General features: G+C 39.9%; 22 protein-coding genes. 9 read left to right on the top strand and 13 right to left on the bottom strand.

From position 1 onward, the window contains the following. Window positions 1-39 precede the first annotated feature (39 nt). Window positions 40-918, bottom strand: coding sequence for a DMT family transporter (locus tag AC0VZ4_RS19550; RefSeq protein ID WP_337151603.1), 879 nt, complete (start codon window positions 916-918; stop codon window positions 40-42). Between the two features lie 244 nt (window positions 919-1,162). Between AC0VZ4_RS19550 and AC0VZ4_RS19545 the strand changes: the two genes are divergently transcribed. Beyond that, on the top strand, window positions 1,163-1,546 hold the full coding sequence (locus AC0VZ4_RS19545; RefSeq protein ID WP_007377321.1) for an MAPEG family protein: 384 nt from the start codon (window positions 1,163-1,165) through the stop codon (window positions 1,544-1,546). 74 nt (window positions 1,547-1,620) lie between these two features. Here AC0VZ4_RS19545 and AC0VZ4_RS19540 read toward each other — a convergent pair whose 3' ends face one another. The 3 genes from AC0VZ4_RS19540 to AC0VZ4_RS19530 all read right to left on the bottom strand — a co-directional run bounded on the left by AC0VZ4_RS19540 (window position 1,621) and on the right by AC0VZ4_RS19530 (window position 4,007). Further along, the gene (locus AC0VZ4_RS19540; protein WP_475440483.1) at window positions 1,621-2,829 is read right to left on the bottom strand and encodes a TonB family protein; all 1,209 of its coding nucleotides are present in this window, start codon (window positions 2,827-2,829) and stop codon (window positions 1,621-1,623) included. A gap of 9 nt (window positions 2,830-2,838) precedes the next feature. Then, window positions 2,839-3,213 carry a BlaI/MecI/CopY family transcriptional regulator gene (locus AC0VZ4_RS19535; RefSeq protein ID WP_475440482.1) on the bottom strand — a complete coding sequence of 125 codons (375 nt, stop codon included), beginning with the start codon at window positions 3,211-3,213 and terminating at the stop codon, window positions 2,839-2,841. A 101-nt stretch (window positions 3,214-3,314) separates the two neighbouring features. Further along, window positions 3,315-4,007: a pseudouridine synthase gene (locus AC0VZ4_RS19530; RefSeq protein WP_096793969.1), complete on the bottom strand. Its 693-nt coding sequence runs from the start codon at window positions 4,005-4,007 to the stop codon at window positions 3,315-3,317. Between the two features lie 90 nt (window positions 4,008-4,097). Here AC0VZ4_RS19530 and AC0VZ4_RS19525 point away from each other — a divergent pair, with 90 nt between their 5' ends. Next, entirely contained in the window at window positions 4,098-4,403 is a 306-nt protein-coding gene (locus AC0VZ4_RS19525; RefSeq protein WP_007377325.1) for a DUF6482 family protein, read from the top strand. Between the two features lie 49 nt (window positions 4,404-4,452). On the opposite strand, the gene AC0VZ4_RS19520 is transcribed toward AC0VZ4_RS19525, so the two are convergent. Next, on the bottom strand, window positions 4,453-6,072 hold the full coding sequence (locus tag AC0VZ4_RS19520) for an IS1634 family transposase (protein WP_475439728.1): 1,620 nt from the start codon (window positions 6,070-6,072) through the stop codon (window positions 4,453-4,455). A 111-nt stretch (window positions 6,073-6,183) separates the two neighbouring features. Here AC0VZ4_RS19520 and AC0VZ4_RS19515 point away from each other — a divergent pair, with 111 nt between their 5' ends. Continuing rightward, window positions 6,184-6,591 carry a GNAT family N-acetyltransferase gene (locus AC0VZ4_RS19515; protein ID WP_475440481.1) on the top strand — a complete coding sequence of 136 codons (408 nt, stop codon included), beginning with the start codon at window positions 6,184-6,186 and terminating at the stop codon, window positions 6,589-6,591. Window positions 6,592-6,601: 10 nt separating this feature from the next. On the opposite strand, the gene AC0VZ4_RS19510 is transcribed toward AC0VZ4_RS19515, so the two are convergent. From AC0VZ4_RS19510 to lptM, 8 genes are all read right to left on the bottom strand, one after another. Then, entirely contained in the window at window positions 6,602-6,958 is a 357-nt protein-coding gene (locus AC0VZ4_RS19510) for a HopJ type III effector protein (RefSeq protein ID WP_024592619.1), read from the bottom strand. A 21-nt stretch (window positions 6,959-6,979) separates the two neighbouring features. After that, window positions 6,980-8,083: a retroviral-like aspartic protease family protein gene (locus AC0VZ4_RS19505; RefSeq protein WP_096793967.1), complete on the bottom strand. Its 1,104-nt coding sequence runs from the start codon at window positions 8,081-8,083 to the stop codon at window positions 6,980-6,982. A 28-nt stretch (window positions 8,084-8,111) separates the two neighbouring features. Next, window positions 8,112-8,819, bottom strand: a complete 708-nt coding sequence (locus AC0VZ4_RS19500) for an HAD-IA family hydrolase (protein ID WP_337150434.1) — start codon at window positions 8,817-8,819, stop codon at window positions 8,112-8,114. A gap of 10 nt (window positions 8,820-8,829) precedes the next feature. Next, a complete protein-coding gene (locus tag AC0VZ4_RS19495) occupies window positions 8,830-9,774 on the bottom strand; it encodes a tyrosine recombinase XerC (protein WP_096793965.1) in 945 nt (314 codons plus the stop codon). Next, window positions 9,771-10,382: a DUF484 family protein gene (locus AC0VZ4_RS19490; RefSeq protein WP_096793964.1), complete on the bottom strand. Its 612-nt coding sequence runs from the start codon at window positions 10,380-10,382 to the stop codon at window positions 9,771-9,773. The genes AC0VZ4_RS19495 and AC0VZ4_RS19490 overlap by 4 nt, the downstream gene beginning before the upstream one ends. Next, window positions 10,379-11,209 (bottom strand): diaminopimelate epimerase, encoded by an 831-nt coding sequence (gene dapF / locus AC0VZ4_RS19485; protein WP_007377332.1) that lies wholly within the window; start codon window positions 11,207-11,209, stop codon window positions 10,379-10,381. The genes AC0VZ4_RS19490 and dapF overlap by 4 nt, the downstream gene beginning before the upstream one ends. Window positions 11,210-11,273: 64 nt before the next feature. Further along, window positions 11,274-12,527, bottom strand: a complete 1,254-nt coding sequence (gene lysA, locus AC0VZ4_RS19480) for a diaminopimelate decarboxylase (protein ID WP_475440480.1) — start codon at window positions 12,525-12,527, stop codon at window positions 11,274-11,276. After that, window positions 12,528-12,722, bottom strand: a complete 195-nt coding sequence (gene lptM / locus AC0VZ4_RS19475) for an LPS translocon maturation chaperone LptM (protein ID WP_002960981.1) — start codon at window positions 12,720-12,722, stop codon at window positions 12,528-12,530. Window positions 12,723-12,890: 168 nt separating this feature from the next. Here lptM and cyaY point away from each other — a divergent pair, with 168 nt between their 5' ends. The 6 genes from cyaY to AC0VZ4_RS19445 are packed head-to-tail and all read left to right on the top strand — an operon-like array spanning window position 12,891 to window position 18,789. Continuing rightward, the gene (gene cyaY, locus AC0VZ4_RS19470) at window positions 12,891-13,214 is read left to right on the top strand and encodes an iron donor protein CyaY (protein WP_002960979.1); all 324 of its coding nucleotides are present in this window, start codon (window positions 12,891-12,893) and stop codon (window positions 13,212-13,214) included. Then, complete coding sequence (locus AC0VZ4_RS19465) at window positions 13,211-13,867, top strand: alpha/beta hydrolase (RefSeq protein ID WP_475440479.1); 657 nt, start codon at window positions 13,211-13,213, stop codon at window positions 13,865-13,867. The genes cyaY and AC0VZ4_RS19465 overlap by 4 nt, the downstream gene beginning before the upstream one ends. A 22-nt stretch (window positions 13,868-13,889) precedes the next feature. Then, the gene (locus AC0VZ4_RS19460; RefSeq protein ID WP_475440478.1) at window positions 13,890-14,867 is read left to right on the top strand and encodes a DUF2914 domain-containing protein; all 978 of its coding nucleotides are present in this window, start codon (window positions 13,890-13,892) and stop codon (window positions 14,865-14,867) included. Between the two features lie 35 nt (window positions 14,868-14,902). After that, on the top strand, window positions 14,903-15,841 hold the full coding sequence (gene hemC, locus AC0VZ4_RS19455) for a hydroxymethylbilane synthase (protein ID WP_475440477.1): 939 nt from the start codon (window positions 14,903-14,905) through the stop codon (window positions 15,839-15,841). Then, on the top strand, window positions 15,842-17,683 hold the full coding sequence (locus AC0VZ4_RS19450) for a uroporphyrinogen-III C-methyltransferase (RefSeq protein ID WP_475440476.1): 1,842 nt from the start codon (window positions 15,842-15,844) through the stop codon (window positions 17,681-17,683). After that, window positions 17,680-18,789 carry a heme biosynthesis HemY N-terminal domain-containing protein gene (locus tag AC0VZ4_RS19445; RefSeq protein ID WP_475440475.1) on the top strand — a complete coding sequence of 370 codons (1,110 nt, stop codon included), beginning with the start codon at window positions 17,680-17,682 and terminating at the stop codon, window positions 18,787-18,789. Before AC0VZ4_RS19450 ends, AC0VZ4_RS19445 begins: the two co-directional genes overlap by 4 nt. Window positions 18,790-18,807: the final 18 nt, after the last annotated feature.

Raw genomic sequence — 18,807 nt, 5'->3', positions numbered from 1 at the left:
TAACAGCGCAGGTATAAAAGCCTGCGCTTTTTTGTGCCCTTAATTCGGCAACATAACCAAAACAGCGGCAATGGCTATGAGGATTAAGCCTGCGGTGTCTTGCTTTTTAAGCGGTTGTTTTAGCCAAAGCACAGCAATTAGCATGGTAAAAAACACTTCAACCTGTCCAAGTGTTTTAACGTAAGCAACGTGCTGTAAGCTCATTGCACTAAACCAGCCAATAGAGCCGATACAACTAAAAACACTAATTGCGGCTGTAGTACCTTTGTATTGCCACAGTTTACTAAGTGTTTGCGGCTCTTTTAATAATAAATAGCCCAGTAGTATTAGTGTTTGTAGGCTAATTACAAACAGCAAAACCCAAGCTGCTGAGTGAGGAAATAATAATCCTGAGTTTAAGCTTGCTTCTCGTACCCACAGCGATGTAAGTGCAAAGCAAGTACCACAAGCCAGTCCTAGTAATGCTGTTTTAGCATTAAAGTGTTTAACGCTTGTTATGCCGCTGAGTAGCAATACGGCAATAGCGCCAAAAAACACACCAAGCCAACCGAGTAAAGAAAGTGCCGAGCCAAAAAATAATACACCTAAAATGGCAGCTACTAACGCCTCGCTTTTGGCAAGCCCAGCACCTACGGCGTAATTATTCATTTTAAATAGCTTAACCATTAAACCAGTGGCAAGTATTTGCATCACACTTGCGCCTACAATAAATCCCCAAAAGGCATTATTAAACGTAGGCATGGCTGTATCTTGGTATTGATACAAACCATATAAATACACGGCAGCAATGGGGCCTGCGATAATAAAGCGAGAGAGGGTTACGCCAGCCACACTCACATCGTTACTTAATTTACTTTGCAGGGCATTACGCCATGCTTGCATGAAGGCGGCTAAAAAAGTGAAAAATATCCAGGTCATGGTCGTCATCGTTAAAATGTAAGGCAGTAAAGTTAACAAGCTTTGAGAAGTAAAGCGATGCATTAACCGTGATGTTGAATATTCATCATCTGCGACATTATGTCGCACAAGATTGAAGATAAATTTAGTTATAGTAAGCCTGATGTTATTGCTAGCCGCTAGAGTTTGCCATAAAACGCATCTGGCGGCTTTTTTACATTGGTTGTGTTATTTTATCTAATTAACAATAACTCAGAATACCACTATGACTATTTTAATTGTTTGTGCTTTATTGGCTGTATTAATGCCATACATTGCTAGAATCCCTGCCGTAATTGAGTTAAATAAACTCGGCGGATACGATAATAAACATCCTCGACAACAACAAACTCAATTAACCGGTTTGGGAGCACGTGCTTTGGCAGCTCATCAAAATTGCTTTGAGTCGCTAGCTGTTTTTGCGGTCGCGCTTGCGGTAGTTTTAGGTACTAACAATGCAAATGCAGTGACTGAAACCCTTGCCATGACACATATTATTGCACGTGTTTTATTTTGTGTTTTTTATTACTTAAATCTTGATATTATTCGCTCAATTATGTGGTTTATTGGTTTGGGGTCAGCCATTGCCATGATTGTGGTGAGCTTATAACTTTATAGCGTAAAACTACAAAGCAAGCAGCCTAAAAGGGCGCTTGCTTTGTAGTCTTGAAAAATCTAATAAAGTTAGTGCGATACTTTAATTCGCTCTATTAAATCGGTATTAGCAACTTCATTGTTTATTGCAAAATCGAGCTGTACAAGTACGTTTTGATAACCCATTGATGAGGGTTTATATTGCCACTGTCTTAGCGCCTTTTTAGCTTCACGGTCAAATATGGCTTCAGGCTTTGCACTAACAACAGAAACATTAGCGGTTTCACCATTGGGAGTTATATCGTACTTTAATACCACTGAGCCACTGATGCCTTGTTGAGCTGCTTGTTTCGGATAAAGGGGTTCAATACGCATTGTCGGTGAAATGTGATCCTCTTTAGTCATTGCCTCTGGTTGCTTTGCAATCGCCAATCCACTTAGCATACTTGCTGCTACAAGTAATAAGCCACCTTTAGCAAACTTTGAATGTTTTCCGCTGTGTTTTATATTAGTAAGTCGTTGTAACATCGTTTTTTTATCTCCGTAGTGTGAATAAGCCATAAGTCCTGTGGGCGCATTTTCCGCACAGCTTATTAAGGCTTTGCTGTATAAAATGTGTTGTTGTGTGGTTTTATTGGCAAGTACCCGTTCATCACAAGTCAGCTCTTGTAGTCGGCGCATGCTTGCGTAACAAGCCCAAGCTAGTGGGTTAAACCAAAGTAAAATAGTAGGCAGTAATATAAGTGCGTTTGTTAGGTTGTCTTTGCGTTTAATGTGTACGTTTTCGTGCTCTAAAATAAGGGCTAATGTGGCTTTATCGAATTGCGCATTATAGTTACTAGGTAACACCAGTTTACTGTTTAAAATCCCGATCACCATTGGCGTGGCTACATGTTGACTGGTGTAAGTTTTAACATCAGCGGTAAGAGTGCCTTCAAATTGGGTTAACTCAGTTAACTGCAGGCTTTTAACAAAACGGGTATGTGTAATAAAACTAGCTATTAATAACCCTGCGGTAATAAGTAGATACATGAGCGCCCAGCTAATACCTACCTCGTTTGTAAAAGGTTGGTTGGGGGTGATTAAGTAGTGACTAATATTACTGTTTTGCAGTGGTTTAATTGCGTTTGGTAAATTAGCAATAACCAATGCCGCAGGTAATAGCCATGCTAATTTATATACAAATCGCGAGCCAAGGGCTTTTAAACCAAATCGCTCGAGTAAAATAAATCCACAAAACAAAATACTTAATAGTAGTTGCTGCTCAATCAACCAATTAAAACCAGTTTGAATAACCATGTTAACCCCTTACTTTTGGTTTTTCTCCCAGTCATCTATAACTTTTTTAAGCTCGTTTATATCTTGCTGAGAAAGCTGCTCCGATTTAGCAAAGCCACTTACAAGTGGCGCAATACGCCCACTAAAAAATCGCTCAATAAAGTTTTGGCTTTCTTTTAGGGTGTAGTCGGCGCGCTCCATACAGGGAGTATAAATATATTGGCGACCTTCTTTTTCAAATGTAAGTGCGCCTTTTTTTACTAGTTGACCTAGCAGGGTTTTAATGGTTTTTTCGTGCCATTGCTTATCGTCGCTTAAGCGCTCAATTATTTGGCTCGCGGTGGCGGGGTAGTTAATCCAAAGTGCGTCGAGCACGTCAAACTCTGCTTTTGATAACTCAATCATGCTATTGCCTACAAATGTAATCTTTAATTAAAGACTACACCTGTAATCTATAATTGCAAGTTTATTTTTAACTTTTTGAGATGTAGTTAAGTGACTTGGTATTAGATTTTTGAAATGTCGGTTTTATTAATTTGTATATATTGGTTTTCAGGTAGGTTTAGTTTTGAAAGGGTGAGGTCACTAAATTGCGATCTATATAAATCAATAACTTTGTATCCGCAGTAATGCGCCATTTTACGTATTTGCCTGTTTAGCCCTTGTTTTAAAACAATACTAAACTGATTACTGGCTATTTTATTTACTTCACAAGGCAGGGATATGTGTTTATCAACGGGTACGCCTGCTGCCATTTTGCTACAAAAAGCATCGTCTAAAGGCTTATTTACGGTGACTAAATAATGTTTAGGCTGGTGGAAATCAGGATGTATTAGTTGGTTACAAAAATCCCCATCGTTGGTCAAAATAAGCAAACCACGAGAGTCTTTATCTAATCGACCAATAGGGTAAACACGGGTAAGTGTAGGCAAGTGGTGAATAAGGCTGGCAGGGTCATCAATATTTAATTTGCAGTCAATGCCTACCGGCTTGTGATACGCAAAATAAACTAAATCGGCCGCGCCTTTAATTTCTTTTTCGTTCACTATTATTGTGTCTTGCTCGTCAACGTGATCTATATGATTCGCTGGGCGATTATTTACAGTCACAACACCTTCATCAATTAAACGCGATGCTTGTTTACGAGAGCAAATACCTGCATGGGCAATATATTTAGCGAGTCGGATTTTTGTGATCATAACGTGTGACGCCAGCGGCTAATAAAAATTTGATCGCGATTATAGCAAAGCTGCGTATCTATGAGGTTACTTTTAAAAAAGGTGGTTGTTATGGGTATGAAATTCTCAGAATTAAAGAAACATGAGCCATTACAAAAGGTGGTTGCGCATTCTCTTGAAATGGCATTATACCAAGTCTCTGTAATTATAAATAATGTCGAATACTATGTGACAGAGGAAAATGGTGAGTTTATAAAAGCACTAAGTCCACTGCATATTCAAAAGCGTTTTGAAAAAATAGCCTATGCACAAATGATGCTACGCCATACAAGTGCTTACGATGAAATGTGCGGTCAACCCGAAAAAACAGCCAGTAATATGCTTGAAGTCCCATTTGGAAAAAATAATCTGTTTTGATTGAGCTAGTTTGCTAGTATCAGCTCTTTAACAGGCATTGATCAGACCCCTAGGCAACTTTTTGGATTTTATATAAATGCAACGCATGTCCACCAATGAGCCTTATTATCTTTTCCCTGAACTCATCAAAACCATCCAAGCTGATTTTGTCGCCTTGCTGGAGTAGATTAATTCCCTCAAAACACTGAAAGACCCAACGTAATGTTGGGTTAGATATTTCTTTATTGATTTGATTCGCTATCGTGGCTTTTTCTTTTTTCATATTCGCTCTCATTCGTCTTTGCGCGATTGAATAAACTAACAATGAAAGTGTCATCACCATCAACAGAGCATCTATTCTACTTGGCTTTTTGATAAATAATGATGAAACAAAAAACAAGGGGTCTTTTAAAAACCTAAACCCTTTTTCTACTTCAGATTGTGCTTTGTAATGCTTAAGTAAACCTACTGGTGAAAGGGCTTCTTTATCAATATTCGTTGCTAATACGAAGCATGACTTTTGTTCTACAATCTGTTTTATTGCGCTTTCGTTTTCTTCAATTTCTGCCGTGATTTGCCATTCAATATTTTTTACTGGCGCATCTTTTTTAGGTCGCCCTTTACCTTCATAGACTTTATGCTTAATAAATTGCTGAGTCGCTATTTGATGATGCTTCATCTTTTTCGCTAATTTATCTAATGCGCGTTGTGCGTCAGTTTGACAAGCGAAACGTTGAGCTTGTAAATGGAAGAGGTCTTTTTTGATGCCTGTGTGTGCTCGCTCAACTTGTCGAACAATGCTTTTTTGTGCTCGGCTATTAGCTGCTTTTGAATAAATAATCATCCATCTTTGCTTTATCCCCATATGCTCAATCTCTTCAACAACATATTGATAGTTATCATCAATATTAACCCATTGGTTGGCTGCTATGGCTGTACTTATAGAGGATTTTTCAAGAGAAATTGTTGAAGGTACTAGCGTGAGAAATTGAATTTTGGTTAAAAACTCAGCATTACTTTTATGATAAAGTTTACAGTCTGCCACAAGGTATTTAGGAGCTTGGCTTTTTTTGAACTCGTCAACAAGCGCCTTACTTCGCGCTTTAAAAATAGCGGTGTCTGCGCTGTTACCATCCCAGTTTTTACATGCAAGCGGGATCCCACCATCTTGGCTAACAATGATTTCTTGTACGACTTGTTTTAAATCAGGACGGTGAGCCTTGCTATAGCCATGAGTAATTTTAATGACGTTTTCATCACTATCTCCATCATCAAAAGCATATTCACCTGTCAGTGAGTGACTCGTTGTATCAAGTGATTCAAAGGTTTTATCAACTTGTTCTATTTCACATGCTTGTCCGGAGACTAATGAAAATAAGCTTTCACAGCCAAACTCGAAGCATTGATCGAGAGTTCTACCAAGTTTGTGACGATTAAAATGTGATGCTTGAACCCCTTCACGAAATAAATGTTCAAGAGGCAAGTTAGTAAAAAATTGAGGGCTGAGTGATAAAGGTCGATTGGCAAAACCGAGTCCATTCATGATCATGCCTTTTACAGCTTCACCGGGGGTGATTTCTTGTTTATCGTCTTGAGGTAAGTATTGATCTAAAAGGCTGACAATTTTTAAGTCTTCTATAACACCTGAAACAATACCGTGATGGTCTAACCGTTTGATTTTTAGATTCATATACACCTCAAAGTTGAGATGTTATTTTATCAAATTAAAGAGAATTAAGCGTTTAAATTAAATCGAAATTTTTGAAATTGGTCTGATCAATGTCTGCTTTAAGGGCGGCACATGTATCAATTAACAGCAGATAATACTGATGCGTTAAACGTAGCGCTTCGCGCGCAAATGGTTGAATTTAACGCCCAGCATTTTGATGCGCAAAGGCTGCCACTAGGCTATAAATTTACTGATGAGCAAGGCGAGCTTGTTGCCGGTATTAGTGGGTGTGTGTTTGGTAATTGGCTAATGATTAACTGGCTTTGGTGTAGCGATATTGCGCGAGGTAAAGGGCTTGCAGATAAACTGCTAACGGCACTTGAACAAGCTGCTATTGAGCTAGGTGCTACAACTGCTCAGCTTGATACACTTGATTTTCAAGCAAAACCTTTTTACGAAAAGCGCGGTTATAGTTTTAAGTATCAACTTAATAATTACCCACGCTCAGGTACGCGTTACTTTATGGAAAAGCCACTTTAATTTTTGCGGGCTATTTTTCTTTTAGTGGCTCGCCTTCAAAGGTAATACCTAAAAAAGGTGTTGCCTCTGGTGCTAACATGAAAGTGCGAATATTTAGGTGATCATCGCCTTTTGGGTTTTGCAGCACGTCTTCTCGGTAAAACTTACCAAAGCAATCTAACGTATTTTGTTTACTTAAATCGTTTAATTTAGCAAACGCAAAAATTTTACATGAGCCGTTGTTCTCACTCGCAGCGCTAAGTAATCCATGGTTATTAAAGCCACATGCAGTAAAGTCGTAATTTGCTTCAATCACCGCCATTGTATCGGTAAATTGAATGCTTTTTGGGTTTTCAGCAAGTGCTTTTAAATAGTTATTTAGTGTCATGTGTTACCTTTGGATTTTTAATTATTTAGCGCTCAACTCTAGCTCATCTGTTTGCTGATTTATATTGAATTTAAATCGCGATAAAAAGTTCATCCCTAGCAAACCTTGTCCGCGTGTGTTTTCAATGCTCAACACTTCAAAACCATAAATAATTTGCGAGCCCACTTTAAACGATTCAATTTGATAACGTTTTACAACAATTTGACCGTTAGCTGTGTTTACCGTTACATCGCCTAAATATAAAGGTTGTGGCGAAATTTGCTCAATTATACTTGTAGGTAGTGAGGTTACGCTTGCGCCTGTATCAATCATTAGTTCGGTTGATAGATTATTATTTATTTCGGTGTTTATTAAGTAGTGCGCGCCGTAAGGCGTTAAAGCAACGAAGTCGTCTTGCGATTGTACTTTATTGATCATAGCTTGCAGTGTTTGCACTTGGCTTTTCAGATTGTGCTGGTTTGGCATTCGATCGAGGGTTGCTTGTGCGCTAATTAAATCGCCTTGCTGATAGTAGGCATACGCAAGCGGATATAAAAACTGTGCGTTATCGCTTTTATAGTCGAGCCAAATTTGTGTTTGCTCAATAATAGCTTGCCAATTTTGTTGCTCAGTTAATGTGTGTAATTCGTTTTGAGTGAGCGTATTTAAACGTGTATTTACGTTACTTTGCTGATCAGCCGGCAGTAATGAATTAAGCTCAAATAAAGCAATAATGGCATTTTGTGTTTGCTCGCTATTTATTAAATACTCAACCTGTAAATTAAGTAACTCTACGTTATAAGGGTTATTATTTAATAGCGCATTGAGAAATGATTCGCTAAGTAATAAATTGCTATTTAGCCATATTTTAAGCTGTATCAGCCATGATGAATAAAGGTTTATTGCGATTTCTGGATTGCTGCTTTTGAGTTGTTGATAGCTACTAAGTGCGGCTTCAAATTGGTGTTTTTTAAACTGCTGCTTTGCCGTATTTAATAGCGTATTTTGCTGTTTAGGCGATATGCTTTTTTCAGTACCTTGCGTTTTTTGTACTTTGGTTGGCGCGGGCTGCGGCCACAATAAATAAGCGTTAAGGCTAAGTGAGCCAATTAATAACAAGGTAATTGGCTTGGTATAGTGGCTCATTGTGACCTCTTATTTAATGCAATTGGTATTATTTAATAAAGCGCGTTAGGGCATGAATATTGGCTATTTCAATATCAGCTAGCCCTTTATAAGCATAATTGGCGTCTTGATCGTTTAACCATACCGATTGGCAACCGGCATTATTTGCGCCTTGTACGTCGGTATCTAGGCTATCGCCAATGTGTAAAATTTCACTTTTAGCAACGTTTAAGTGCTCGGCGGCTTTATCAAATAAGGTGCTGTGAGGTTTTGCTTTACCGTGCATACCTGCTTGTAATACTAGCTCAAATTTATCGTGTAAGTTAAAGCGTTCAATTTCAACATTACCATTAGTTATAGCAACCAGCGTAAAGTGCTGGGCTAAGTTATCTAGCAGCTTTAGTACGTCATCGGTTACTACTATTTTACTGCGCGCATCGGCAAAGGCGTTGTAGGCAGCATCGGCATGATGCTCTACCTCTTCCTCATTCAAATCTAGTTTAGAAAGGGCTAAGCGCAATGTATGTTGGCGCCATTTAGTGACGTTATCAGCAAGTTCAGGTAACTGTAATACGGCCTCATTGCGGCATTGTTGCCAGTATTTTGGGCCTTGGGCTAAGTAGCTAGGGAGCGCATTTAAATAATCTTGCTGCGCTTTAACCGCTGCTTTTATAATGGGGTGATTGTTGTAAAGAGTGTCGTCTAAATCAAAGCTCATGACAGAAAATGGCTTAATAGCACGATTAAATCGGATCATTTTTATTTACCTAATCAGTTCGTTTTTTTGCACGAGGGTGAGTGTTGTCGTACACCTTGGCTAAATGTTGAAAATCTAAATGCGTATACACTTGTGTAGCCGACAAACTGCTGTGCCCTAGTAATTCTTGCACGGCGCGTAAATCACCAGATGATTCTAAAATATGTGACGCGAACGAGTGGCGCAGCTTATGCGGGTGAACCTGCGAGCTAATACCTTGTTTTATTCCCCACTCTTGCATACGCAGGCGTACTTGGCGAATCGAAATACGGTTTTTTTGGCTACTTAAAAAAACGGCTATTTCATCGGGCTTTGTAAACTGAGGGCGTATTGTGAGCCATTTTTTTAATGCGTCTAACGCTTTTTTACCCACCGGAATTAACCGCTCTTTATTGCCTTTACCACGCACTAAAATTTCGCCATTGGCAGCGCTAATATCTTGCATGTTAGCGCCAACTAACTCGCTTATACGCAGCCCTGATGAATACATCAACTCCATCATTGCTTTATCTCTAATAGCGAGAGGTTCGTCGTCGGGTATTTCGAGCAAGCGTGCCATTTGATCTACATCGAGGTTTTTAGGTAAAGGCTTTGCAAACTTAGGGCCTTTTATACCCACTGCCGGATTATGGTAATGCGATTGCTCGGCAATGTTTTTTGCTTTTAAAAACTTATACAAACTGCGAATGCAGCTGAGCTTTAAGCTAATAGTACGGCCACTTAATTGTTTTGAACGCAGTGCCATGCTGTAGCGGCGAATATGCTCGCCTTGCACGCCAAACCAGTCATCACATAATTTGTTAAAATAAAGAGCTGCAAAGCTAAGCTGGCTTACGTATTGATTAACTGTGTGCGCTGAATATTGTTTTTCAAACTTTAAATAGTCGCTAAATAGCATTATGGGTGTGCGCCAATTGTCGCTTAATTGGGTAATGTTAGGCGCGTCTTCACTCATGCTAGTTCAAGTAAACGTAGTTGTAATGAACGTACAAAATCGAGAGCAAATAAATTATCTTGTGTGGGCTCAAAATGGTTAGCATTATTGCTACCAAAAGCCAATATGGCAATTGGGTTTACAGCCTCTCCAATTAAGTAAATAGCCGTTGATTGTGTTGTTTCATTAAATAACAACAGGCTTTCTTGTTGATCTATGCGGCCTAAATAATGGCTTGAATTAGTTAGGCGGTGAGCAATCAGTTCATCATAATTTTTGTTGTACTTTAATAATTTACAATTGCTTATTGTTGGGTTTGTGCAAATAATATTTTGTAAGTTACTTGCTAATGTATTGAAGTCGTAGTTACTCCAAAGCTGGCGATGACATTGACTAAATAAGCGATAAACAAACTCGTTTTGAGTAGCGTGTTGGCTCATGGTCTCTATTTGGTTTTTTAAAAGCGTATTATGCTCGCGTAGCTGGCGTTGTTGAATATGTACCAGCGATGTTGCACCTTGAGTTTGCTGCTGCAGTTCAAGTTGGACTAGTAGTTCTGGATGCTGAATTAAAAAATCAGGGTGTTGCTGCAAGTAATCAATAACTTGCTCTTTATTTAGCTCGGTCATAGCGCGACTTGTCCATCGAATACATGCTCTGCTGGGCCTGTCATACGTACTGGGTGACCTTCGCCACTCCAGCGCACTTGCAAACTTCCACCTGGCAAATCGACTTGAACGGTTGTTGATAATTTATTTTGAATATGACCAATAACCATTGCTGCACACGCGCCAGTTCCACACGCTAGGGTTTCGTTAACGCCGCGCTCCCAAACTCTTAATTTAATGTGCTCTTGCGATACAACCTGCATAAAGCCAATGTTCGCTTTTTGCGGAAAGCGTTCATGGTTTTCAAGCAATGGACCCAATATATCAACTTGGGCGGTAGTGATATCGTCAACTTCCAGCACACAATGCGGATTACCCATAGATACCGCGCCACTAAATACCGTGTGCTCTTGCGTTCTAATAATATAAGTAAGCTCACGCTTGCTGGCTTTTAAAGGAATTTTACTTGGCTCAAAGTTAGGGTGACCCATGTTAACCGTTACTTGACCGTCTTTTTCTATGTAGAGCGTTAAGTTGCCCGACTTGGTCGATACACTAATTTTGTGCTTGTTAGTAAGGCCTTTCATACGTACAAAACGGGCAAAACAGCGTGCGCCGTTGCCGCATTGCTCTACTTCGGTACCGTCGGCATTAAAAATTCGATAATGAAAGTCGAGATCGGGAGAGTACGGCGCTTCAACCATCAGTAATTGGTCAAAGCCAATGCCAAAATGGCGATCTGCCAGTTTTTTGATTTGATCTCGCGACAAAAAAACATTTTGTGTAATGTTATCAATCACAACAAAGTCGTTGCCTAAGCCGTGCATTTTGGAAAAATTAACTAACATAGCGCTCTAATTCGGTTTTGCTCTGTGCTAATCATGCCACAGAGCAGCTAGTAGACAAAAACGTTTATGGTAAAACTTTCTCACCTTGATAAAGGCTTTCAATAGTTTCGCGTTCGCGAATAAGATGATGCTGCTGACCATCTACCATTATTTCTGCAACACGCGGGCGCGAGTTGTAGTTTGAGCTCATGGTAAAGCCATATGCCCCCGCACTTCTTTGTGCGAGTAAATCGCCTTGTTTTAGGGCAAGTTCGCGGTCTTTTCCTAAAAAGTCGCCGGTTTCGCACACCGGCCCCACAATATCAAAGTTGTGAGTCGGTGTTTCGTCGTCGCGCACGGATACCGGAATAATTTTTTGCCACGCTTGATAAAGCGCAGGGCGAAGCATATCGTTCATACCAGCATCGACAATGGCAAAAAATTTGTCTTGGTTTTGTTTAATAAATTCAACTTGAGTAACTAAAATACCTGCGTTAGCTGCAATAGCGCGCCCTGGTTCAAAAATTAGTTCAAGGTGTTTATAGTTAGCTAAGCGCTCGGTAACTTGCGCTGCATATTCACTTGGGTGCGGTGGTTGCTCGTTGTTGTACGGTACGCCTAAACCGCCACCAATATCTAAATGAGTTAGTTCAATACCGTTAGTTTTTAGCTCATCAATAAGCGCCATTAGTTTATCAAGGGCTTCTAAAAAAGGTCTGACTTGCGTTAATTGAGAGCCAATATGACAATCGACACCAATTACTTTTAAACCAGGTAAAGCCGCTGCTTGTTGATAAACACTCACTGCTGTTTGAATATCAATACCAAATTTATTCTCTTTTAAACCGGTAGAAATATACGGATGTGTTTTTGCATCTATATCGGGGTTTACGCGAATAGAAATAGGCGCTTCTAGGTTAAGCTCGCAAGCCACTTCAGAAATACGTTCAAGCTCAGAGGCTGATTCAACGTTAAAACATTTAATCCCCAGCTTTAATGCATACGCTATTTCGTCAGACGTTTTAGCCACGCCTGAAAAAACCACATTAGAGGCGTCGCCACCTGCTTTAATTACACGCGCAAGTTCGCCTTTGGATACAATATCGAAACCCGATCCTAAGCGCGCTAATATATTAAGTACGGCAATATTTGAGTTTGCTTTTACAGCGTAACACACCAAGCTTTTATGATTTTTAGTGGCGTTAGCAAATGCTAAGTAATGGCGTTCAAATGTAGCACGCGAGTATACATAACACGGCGTGCCGTATTGCTGCGCTATGCTTGCTACGCTGACGTCTTCGGCAAATAATTGGTTGTTTTTGTAGTTAAAATAATCCATTTATTGCTCCTGACTTTGCGATGTTTTAGCTTGCTCAGCGGTAGTGGCTGGTTTAGCTGTATTTTGAGGTTGGTTTTGCTCTGTTTGTTGCTCTGGTAAATATAACGGACCGCTTTGTCCGCAGCCAGCTAAGGCGCTTAACAGTACAGTGCTTATTAATAGTCTTTTTAATTGTAAGGTATGTGTCGCTTTCATTAGATTAATACGGTTGCTGGCTTTATAATCGCAGAGTAACAGAATATCTAAAAAATGCAGCTATTCGCGGATGATTTTATTCCTGTTACACTAGCTGCACATTTTTAAAGCTAATTTAAAGCTAAAACGTACCCAATATTAGGCGGCTCGCCTGCAAAGGAAATAACAATGACTGAACACGAATATCACCAATTAGCCGAAGCTCTTATGTTCACTATTGAAGAGCAGGTTGATGATTGCGAAGCTGATTTAGATTATGAATCGGCACAAGGTATTTTAGAAATTATTTTTCCTGATAAAAGTAAAATAGTGATCAATAAGCAAGCACCTCTTCACCAAGTATGGGTTGCGACTAAGTTTAACGGACATCATTTTGAAATGCGTGATGGGTTATGGATTGATAACCGCTCTGGCGCTGAATTTTGGGCGTTTATAAATGAAGCCTCAACTCGCCAAGCAGGCCAAGAAGTTAAGTGGCAATCATCACTATGAGTTTAGAATTTGTAGAATATGCAGCCCAAAGTGAACACAAAGCAACGGTTATTTGGTTACATGGTTTAGGTGACTCTGGGGATGGTTTTGCGCCAGTAGCCCCACAGCTAAATTTACCAAGCGAGCTTGGTATACGGTTTATTTTTCCGCATGCGCCAGTGCAACCGGTCACCATAAATGGTGGCATGGAAATGCGCTCTTGGTACGATATTAAGTCTATAGAATTAGATAAGCGTGCCGATGAACAAGGCGTAAGAGATTCTGCTGCAAAGGTAGAAGAGTTAATTAATAAAGAAATTGCTAATGGCATTCCTGCTAATAAAATAATTTTAGCTGGTTTTTCTCAAGGTGGTGTTGTGTCTTTGCATTTAGCGCCGCGCTTTGGGCAAAAGCTTGGGGGTGTTATGGCGCTTTCTACTTATATGTGTGTGCCACACAAATTTGCTGATGAAGCAAAACATACTGATTTAAACGTATTTATGGCTCATGGTAGTCAAGATAATGTTGTACCTTATAGCGCAGGTAAAAGTGCGTTTGAAGTATTAACAGCACATAACATGGATGTAAGCTGGCAAGAATATCCAATGGCTCATCAAGTTTGCGCAGAAGAATTGCAAGCTATTCGCCAATGGTTGGTTGCTCGTTTAAGTTAATTTTGGAACCGCTGAGGTCAATATGAGTCAAAAAATAGTTATAAAAGCAAATGTTAAACGCGAATTACAACAGAGCGTACCAACGGTAAGCTACGAGTGGAATTGGCGTCGTATTGTGAGTATTGCTATGTTGGTATTAATGACCTCTGCAGCAGTTGTTTATGGCTTAACCACCTCTGTTAATGCAGAGCAAGGTGAGCACCCAAATGAGCAGGAACAATTCTTAAGTTTCAGCAGTAACGCTGAAAACCAAACAAGCGATGAGGTAATGGATGTTGAGCCTCAATCATCAGTAAACAATACCCCAGCTGAGTCTGCAGAGGTAACTCAAGCGAGTATTGAACCTTTGTTAGCTGAGCAAAATGAGACTCAACTAAGCATTTCAAGTAATACACCTGCCGAAGTAGACCCTGTAAATAATACCCCGACTTTGTTGGCTAACAACGATATTGTTACTGATCAAAGCGAAAGTATTAATACAGAGTTAAACTCAAACCTTGATAATGATGTGCAAGAAGAAACCGCAGAAGCCCAAAACGTAACTGAGCCTGCTAGTCAAAGTGACTTACTTTTAGAGTTAGAAAGTGATGATGGCGCATTGAGTGGCACTGAAGGTTTTTCCTCTACAGCACATGTGGCAAGTGTGGCATTGGGGGCGCAAATAGACACGGGTAAAATTAGTCGTGCGGTACTTACTCGTAAAGTAAGTAAGCGTGAGCCTACTAATGTGTTTGCTGCTGATATTAGGTTAAGCCAGTTTGAGGAAGGGTTATCGTTTTTTAGCGAGATTAAAAACCTTCAAGGCCAGCAAGTTAAGCATGTTTGGTCGTTTGAAGGTGAAACGATGGCTGAAATTACACTTAATGTTACTTCGCCTCGTTACAGAACGTACTCAACAAAAAATATCATGAACACACAAACAGGTCATTGGCGTGTTGATGTAGTTGATGAGCAAGGTAATTTAATTGCCCAAAAAGAATTTAGAATTTTAGCTGACTAAAACAGGCTAAACGCAGTAATTAATTGGATACCCCTATGACAGAAAAAACAAAACTAGTACGCATCGCAACGCGCAAAAGCGCTTTAGCACTTTGGCAGGCCGAATTTGTAAAAGCAGAGCTTGAGCATTTTCATACAGATGTGCGCGTAGAATTAGTCCCAATGTCAACGCAAGGGGATATAATTTTAGATACGCCATTGGCTAAAATTGGCGGTAAAGGCTTATTTGTTAAAGAACTAGAGCAAGCCATGCTAGATGGCCGAGCTGACATTGCCGTACATTCTATGAAAGATGTGCCAGTAGAGTTTCCTCAAGGGCTAGCACTGCATACTATTTGTGAGCGTGAGGATCCACGCGATGCGTTTGTATCAAACAATTTTGCTAATTTAAGTGCCCTACCACAAGGCGCTATTGTTGGTACTTCGAGCTTACGCCGCCAGTGCCAAATTAAGGCACTTCGCCCTGATTTAGATATTCGTGATTTACGCGGCAATGTAAATACGCGTTTAGGTAAATTAGATGACGGCCAATATGATGCTATTATTTTAGCGGCTGCAGGGCTTATTCGTTTAGAAATGGAGTCGCGTATTGCTGACTACATTGAGCCAGAAGTGTCATTACCAGCAAATGGTCAAGGCGCTGTAGGTATCGAGTGTCGTATTGATGATGAAGTAACCAAAGCATTACTTGCACCACTTGAGCATACACAAACACGTATTCGAGTAAACGCAGAGCGTTCGATGAATCGCTATTTAGAAGGTGGTTGCCAAGTTCCTATTGGTGCTTATGCATTGGTTGATGGCGAACAAGTGCATTTACGTGGTTTAGTTGGTGCTGTTGATGGCAGCGAAATTTTACGTGACGAAGTAACGGGCCATGTAAATGACGCAGAAAAACTAGGTATTGAGCTTGCTAAAAAATTACTAGCTCAAGGTGCAGACAAAATATTAGCTGAAGTTTATAGAGACGCATAAATGACACATATTCTGATAACTCGGCCCGAAGGAAAAGGCGCAGCCCTTGCACAGCAACTTGAGCAAGCGGGTTATCAGGCGTCTTTATTTCCGGTATTAAAAATAACGCATTTAACACCCTCCAGCACTGAGCTTAGTCCACTATTAAATGCAGATAAAATAATATTTATATCGCAAGATGCAGTCAGTGCACTTTCGCAATTAAAACCAGATATAAATACCAAAGCGCAGTTTTATGCGGTTGGGCAACAAACAGCCGATGTTATATATGAGCAATTTGGTGTGCGCGCAGCAGTACCAAAGCAGTATGATTCAGAAGGGTTACTTGCGCTTAAATCACTCGCCGAGGTGGATGGCTGTAATATAGTATTAGTTAAGGGCCAAGGTGGCCGCCCTGAGTTAGCTAAAACGCTCAAAGAGCGCGGTGCTTTTTTAAATAATTGTGTTGTGTACAAACGTGAGCCTACAGAGAGTATCACCTCTAACTGGACAGACCACTGGAAAAGCCAGAATGTACACGGTATAGTCATAACAAGTAATGCAGCAGTTGATGCTATATTTAAAAGCCTTGCTGCACAACAACTACTATGGTTACAACAGTGCCAATTTTATGTTGCCAGCGAGCGGATAGCCGCTTATTTAAAGCTGCAACAAGTAAGCTTGGCTAATATACATATTGCAGCAGGGGCTAGCGATGATGCTATGTTTACCTGCATAAATCAGCAAGGTAGCAACATGAGCGAACAGTCAAAGCCAGTTACGGCAGAAAAAGCCACACCAACAACAGCTAACACAGCCTCAGCTAAATCAACAAAGCAAGAGCCTGTAGCTACAAAAAATACGGCAGACAAAAATAAACAAAAAGCAAGTAAGGTTGCAGCACTTGCGCTTTTGATTTCGTTAATTGTGGCCTCTGGTGTTGGATACGAGTTTTATCAAAAATTAAATGCTGGTAAGGCGCAAAACCTAGCCGTTAATGAGTTAAGCGAGCAAAATAAGTTACTCGTTCAAGAGCTGCAAGCACTTAAATCGGCGCAATCTAATTTACAGCAAGCGCTGTTTAATAGTGAGAAAAAAATTGCCACAGCCCTCAGTGAAAGTGCAGCTCAAAATCAGCAAGAATTGAAAGCAGCTTTGCAAAAGGCGCAGCAACAAGGCTCGTCTCTAAACCCACAAGAAGTAACCAGTTTACAACGTATGGCTGAGTTTAAGCTATGGGCTGAAAAAGATTACCAAGGCACTAGTGCTGTTTTAAAACGCTTAGATGGATTACTTAGTGAGCACCCAGGAACAGTTGAAGTTCGCCAAGCTATTATGCAAGACATACAAACACTTGATAGCCTCAAACCAATAGCAACAGAGGCTATTTATTTACAGCTAAACAGTGCACTTAATAACGTTGATAATTTAGTTTTTAATGCGGTTAATTTACCTGAAGAAGCAGCTGCAATAGATGAAAATGCTTTAAGTGGTGACGTGAGTGATTGGCAGCAAAACTTGAGTAATAGCTGGAATAAAATTGTGGATAGCTTTATTACTATTCGCCAGCACGAAGGTATTTCCATTGAGCCATTACTTACGGATCAAGAGCGCCATTTAATAAATCAACGAATCAAGCTTAATATAACTCAGGCACAAGATGCACTTATGAGTAAGCAGGCGAGTATTTTCTTTAGCGCCTTAAGTGAAGCAAAACGTTTAGTTGGTGAGTACTTTAAGCAAGACGATGATACAACTAAAACGGTACTTAAAGCGTTGTCTAAACTTGAAAAAGAGCAGCTTAACTTTAATCCAAAAGTAACCTTAAACAGTACACAAAAGGTTAAGGAGTGGGCGCAATGATAGGGCTAATTATTTTAATTGTAGCTATTGTTGTTGTACTAGCGGTTACTCCATTCGTTCTAGATGAAAAAGGTTATGTACTTATTTCATTTAACAATACGACGATAGAAGGCACTATAGTATCGTTTTGTATAATGGCAGTCATTACCGCTGTTGTTTTATATTTAACATATAAGTTAATTCGTTATTTATTATCGATTTATCATAATACTAAGCATGGCTTTTTTGCACGTAATCAAGAGCGCAAACAAGCAGCTATTGAGCAGGCTCTGTGGAGTGCTATTAACGATGATTATGAGCATGTAGAGCAGGCTTTATCGGGTAATAGTGTGCCAGATAAGTTTGAAGATATTCGCTTAGCATTACTTGCCAAAGCAGCGCTTGCTAATAATCAAACAGATAAAGCACTTGAGCGTTTATTTGAAATAAGCCCTGAGCATCAACTAAAAGTCGCGAAACTTTGGCTAGCAAGTGGCGATAGTAGCGCAATTGAATCGCAGATGCGTGTAAGCGCCGAATCTAAAAAAGCTACTGCGCTTGAGTTAAAGCTGTATACCGAAGTGTTGGTGCAACAGCAGCACTTTAATGCTTTAGAAGACGTTTTACCAAGATTGTTACGCAAAAAGGTGTTTTCAAGCGAGCAGTGGACATGTGTTTTTAATGCTTACTTTTCAGCTCTGCCAATTGAAAAAATTACACATAAATATAAACAGCTTCCTAAAAAGCTACAAGCTTATGCGCATACTGCTTATTTAGCGAAAATGGCAGCGATAGGTCAGCTAGCTGTAATTGAGGGCGACTTGATAAAAATGGTTAAACACAACGAACAGCACAATCAACTTGCCCATATCTTAAATGGCGCAGCCAATGCTGATGCAATCAAGTTGCAGACCTGCATTCAAGAGCGCCTTAAAAAAGATGAAAGTAATAATGCTTTATTACTAGCACTTGCTTGCCTTGCCAATGCACAAGGTGACTATGATTTAGCCGCAAGGGTATTTGATAAAGCGTTGAACTCTGAAAATAAAAAACAGTACGCGGAACAAGCTGCGCTAAGCTATAGTAAAAGTGCACAAACTGAGAAAGCACTGGTTTTGTATCAATGAGCTTAAATATGAAAAACT

The organism is Pseudoalteromonas sp. QJM3NY_22, assembly GCF_056173065.1.
Note: the sequence above shows the minus strand (reverse complement) of the source record. Positions and strands in the feature narration are given on the sequence as shown.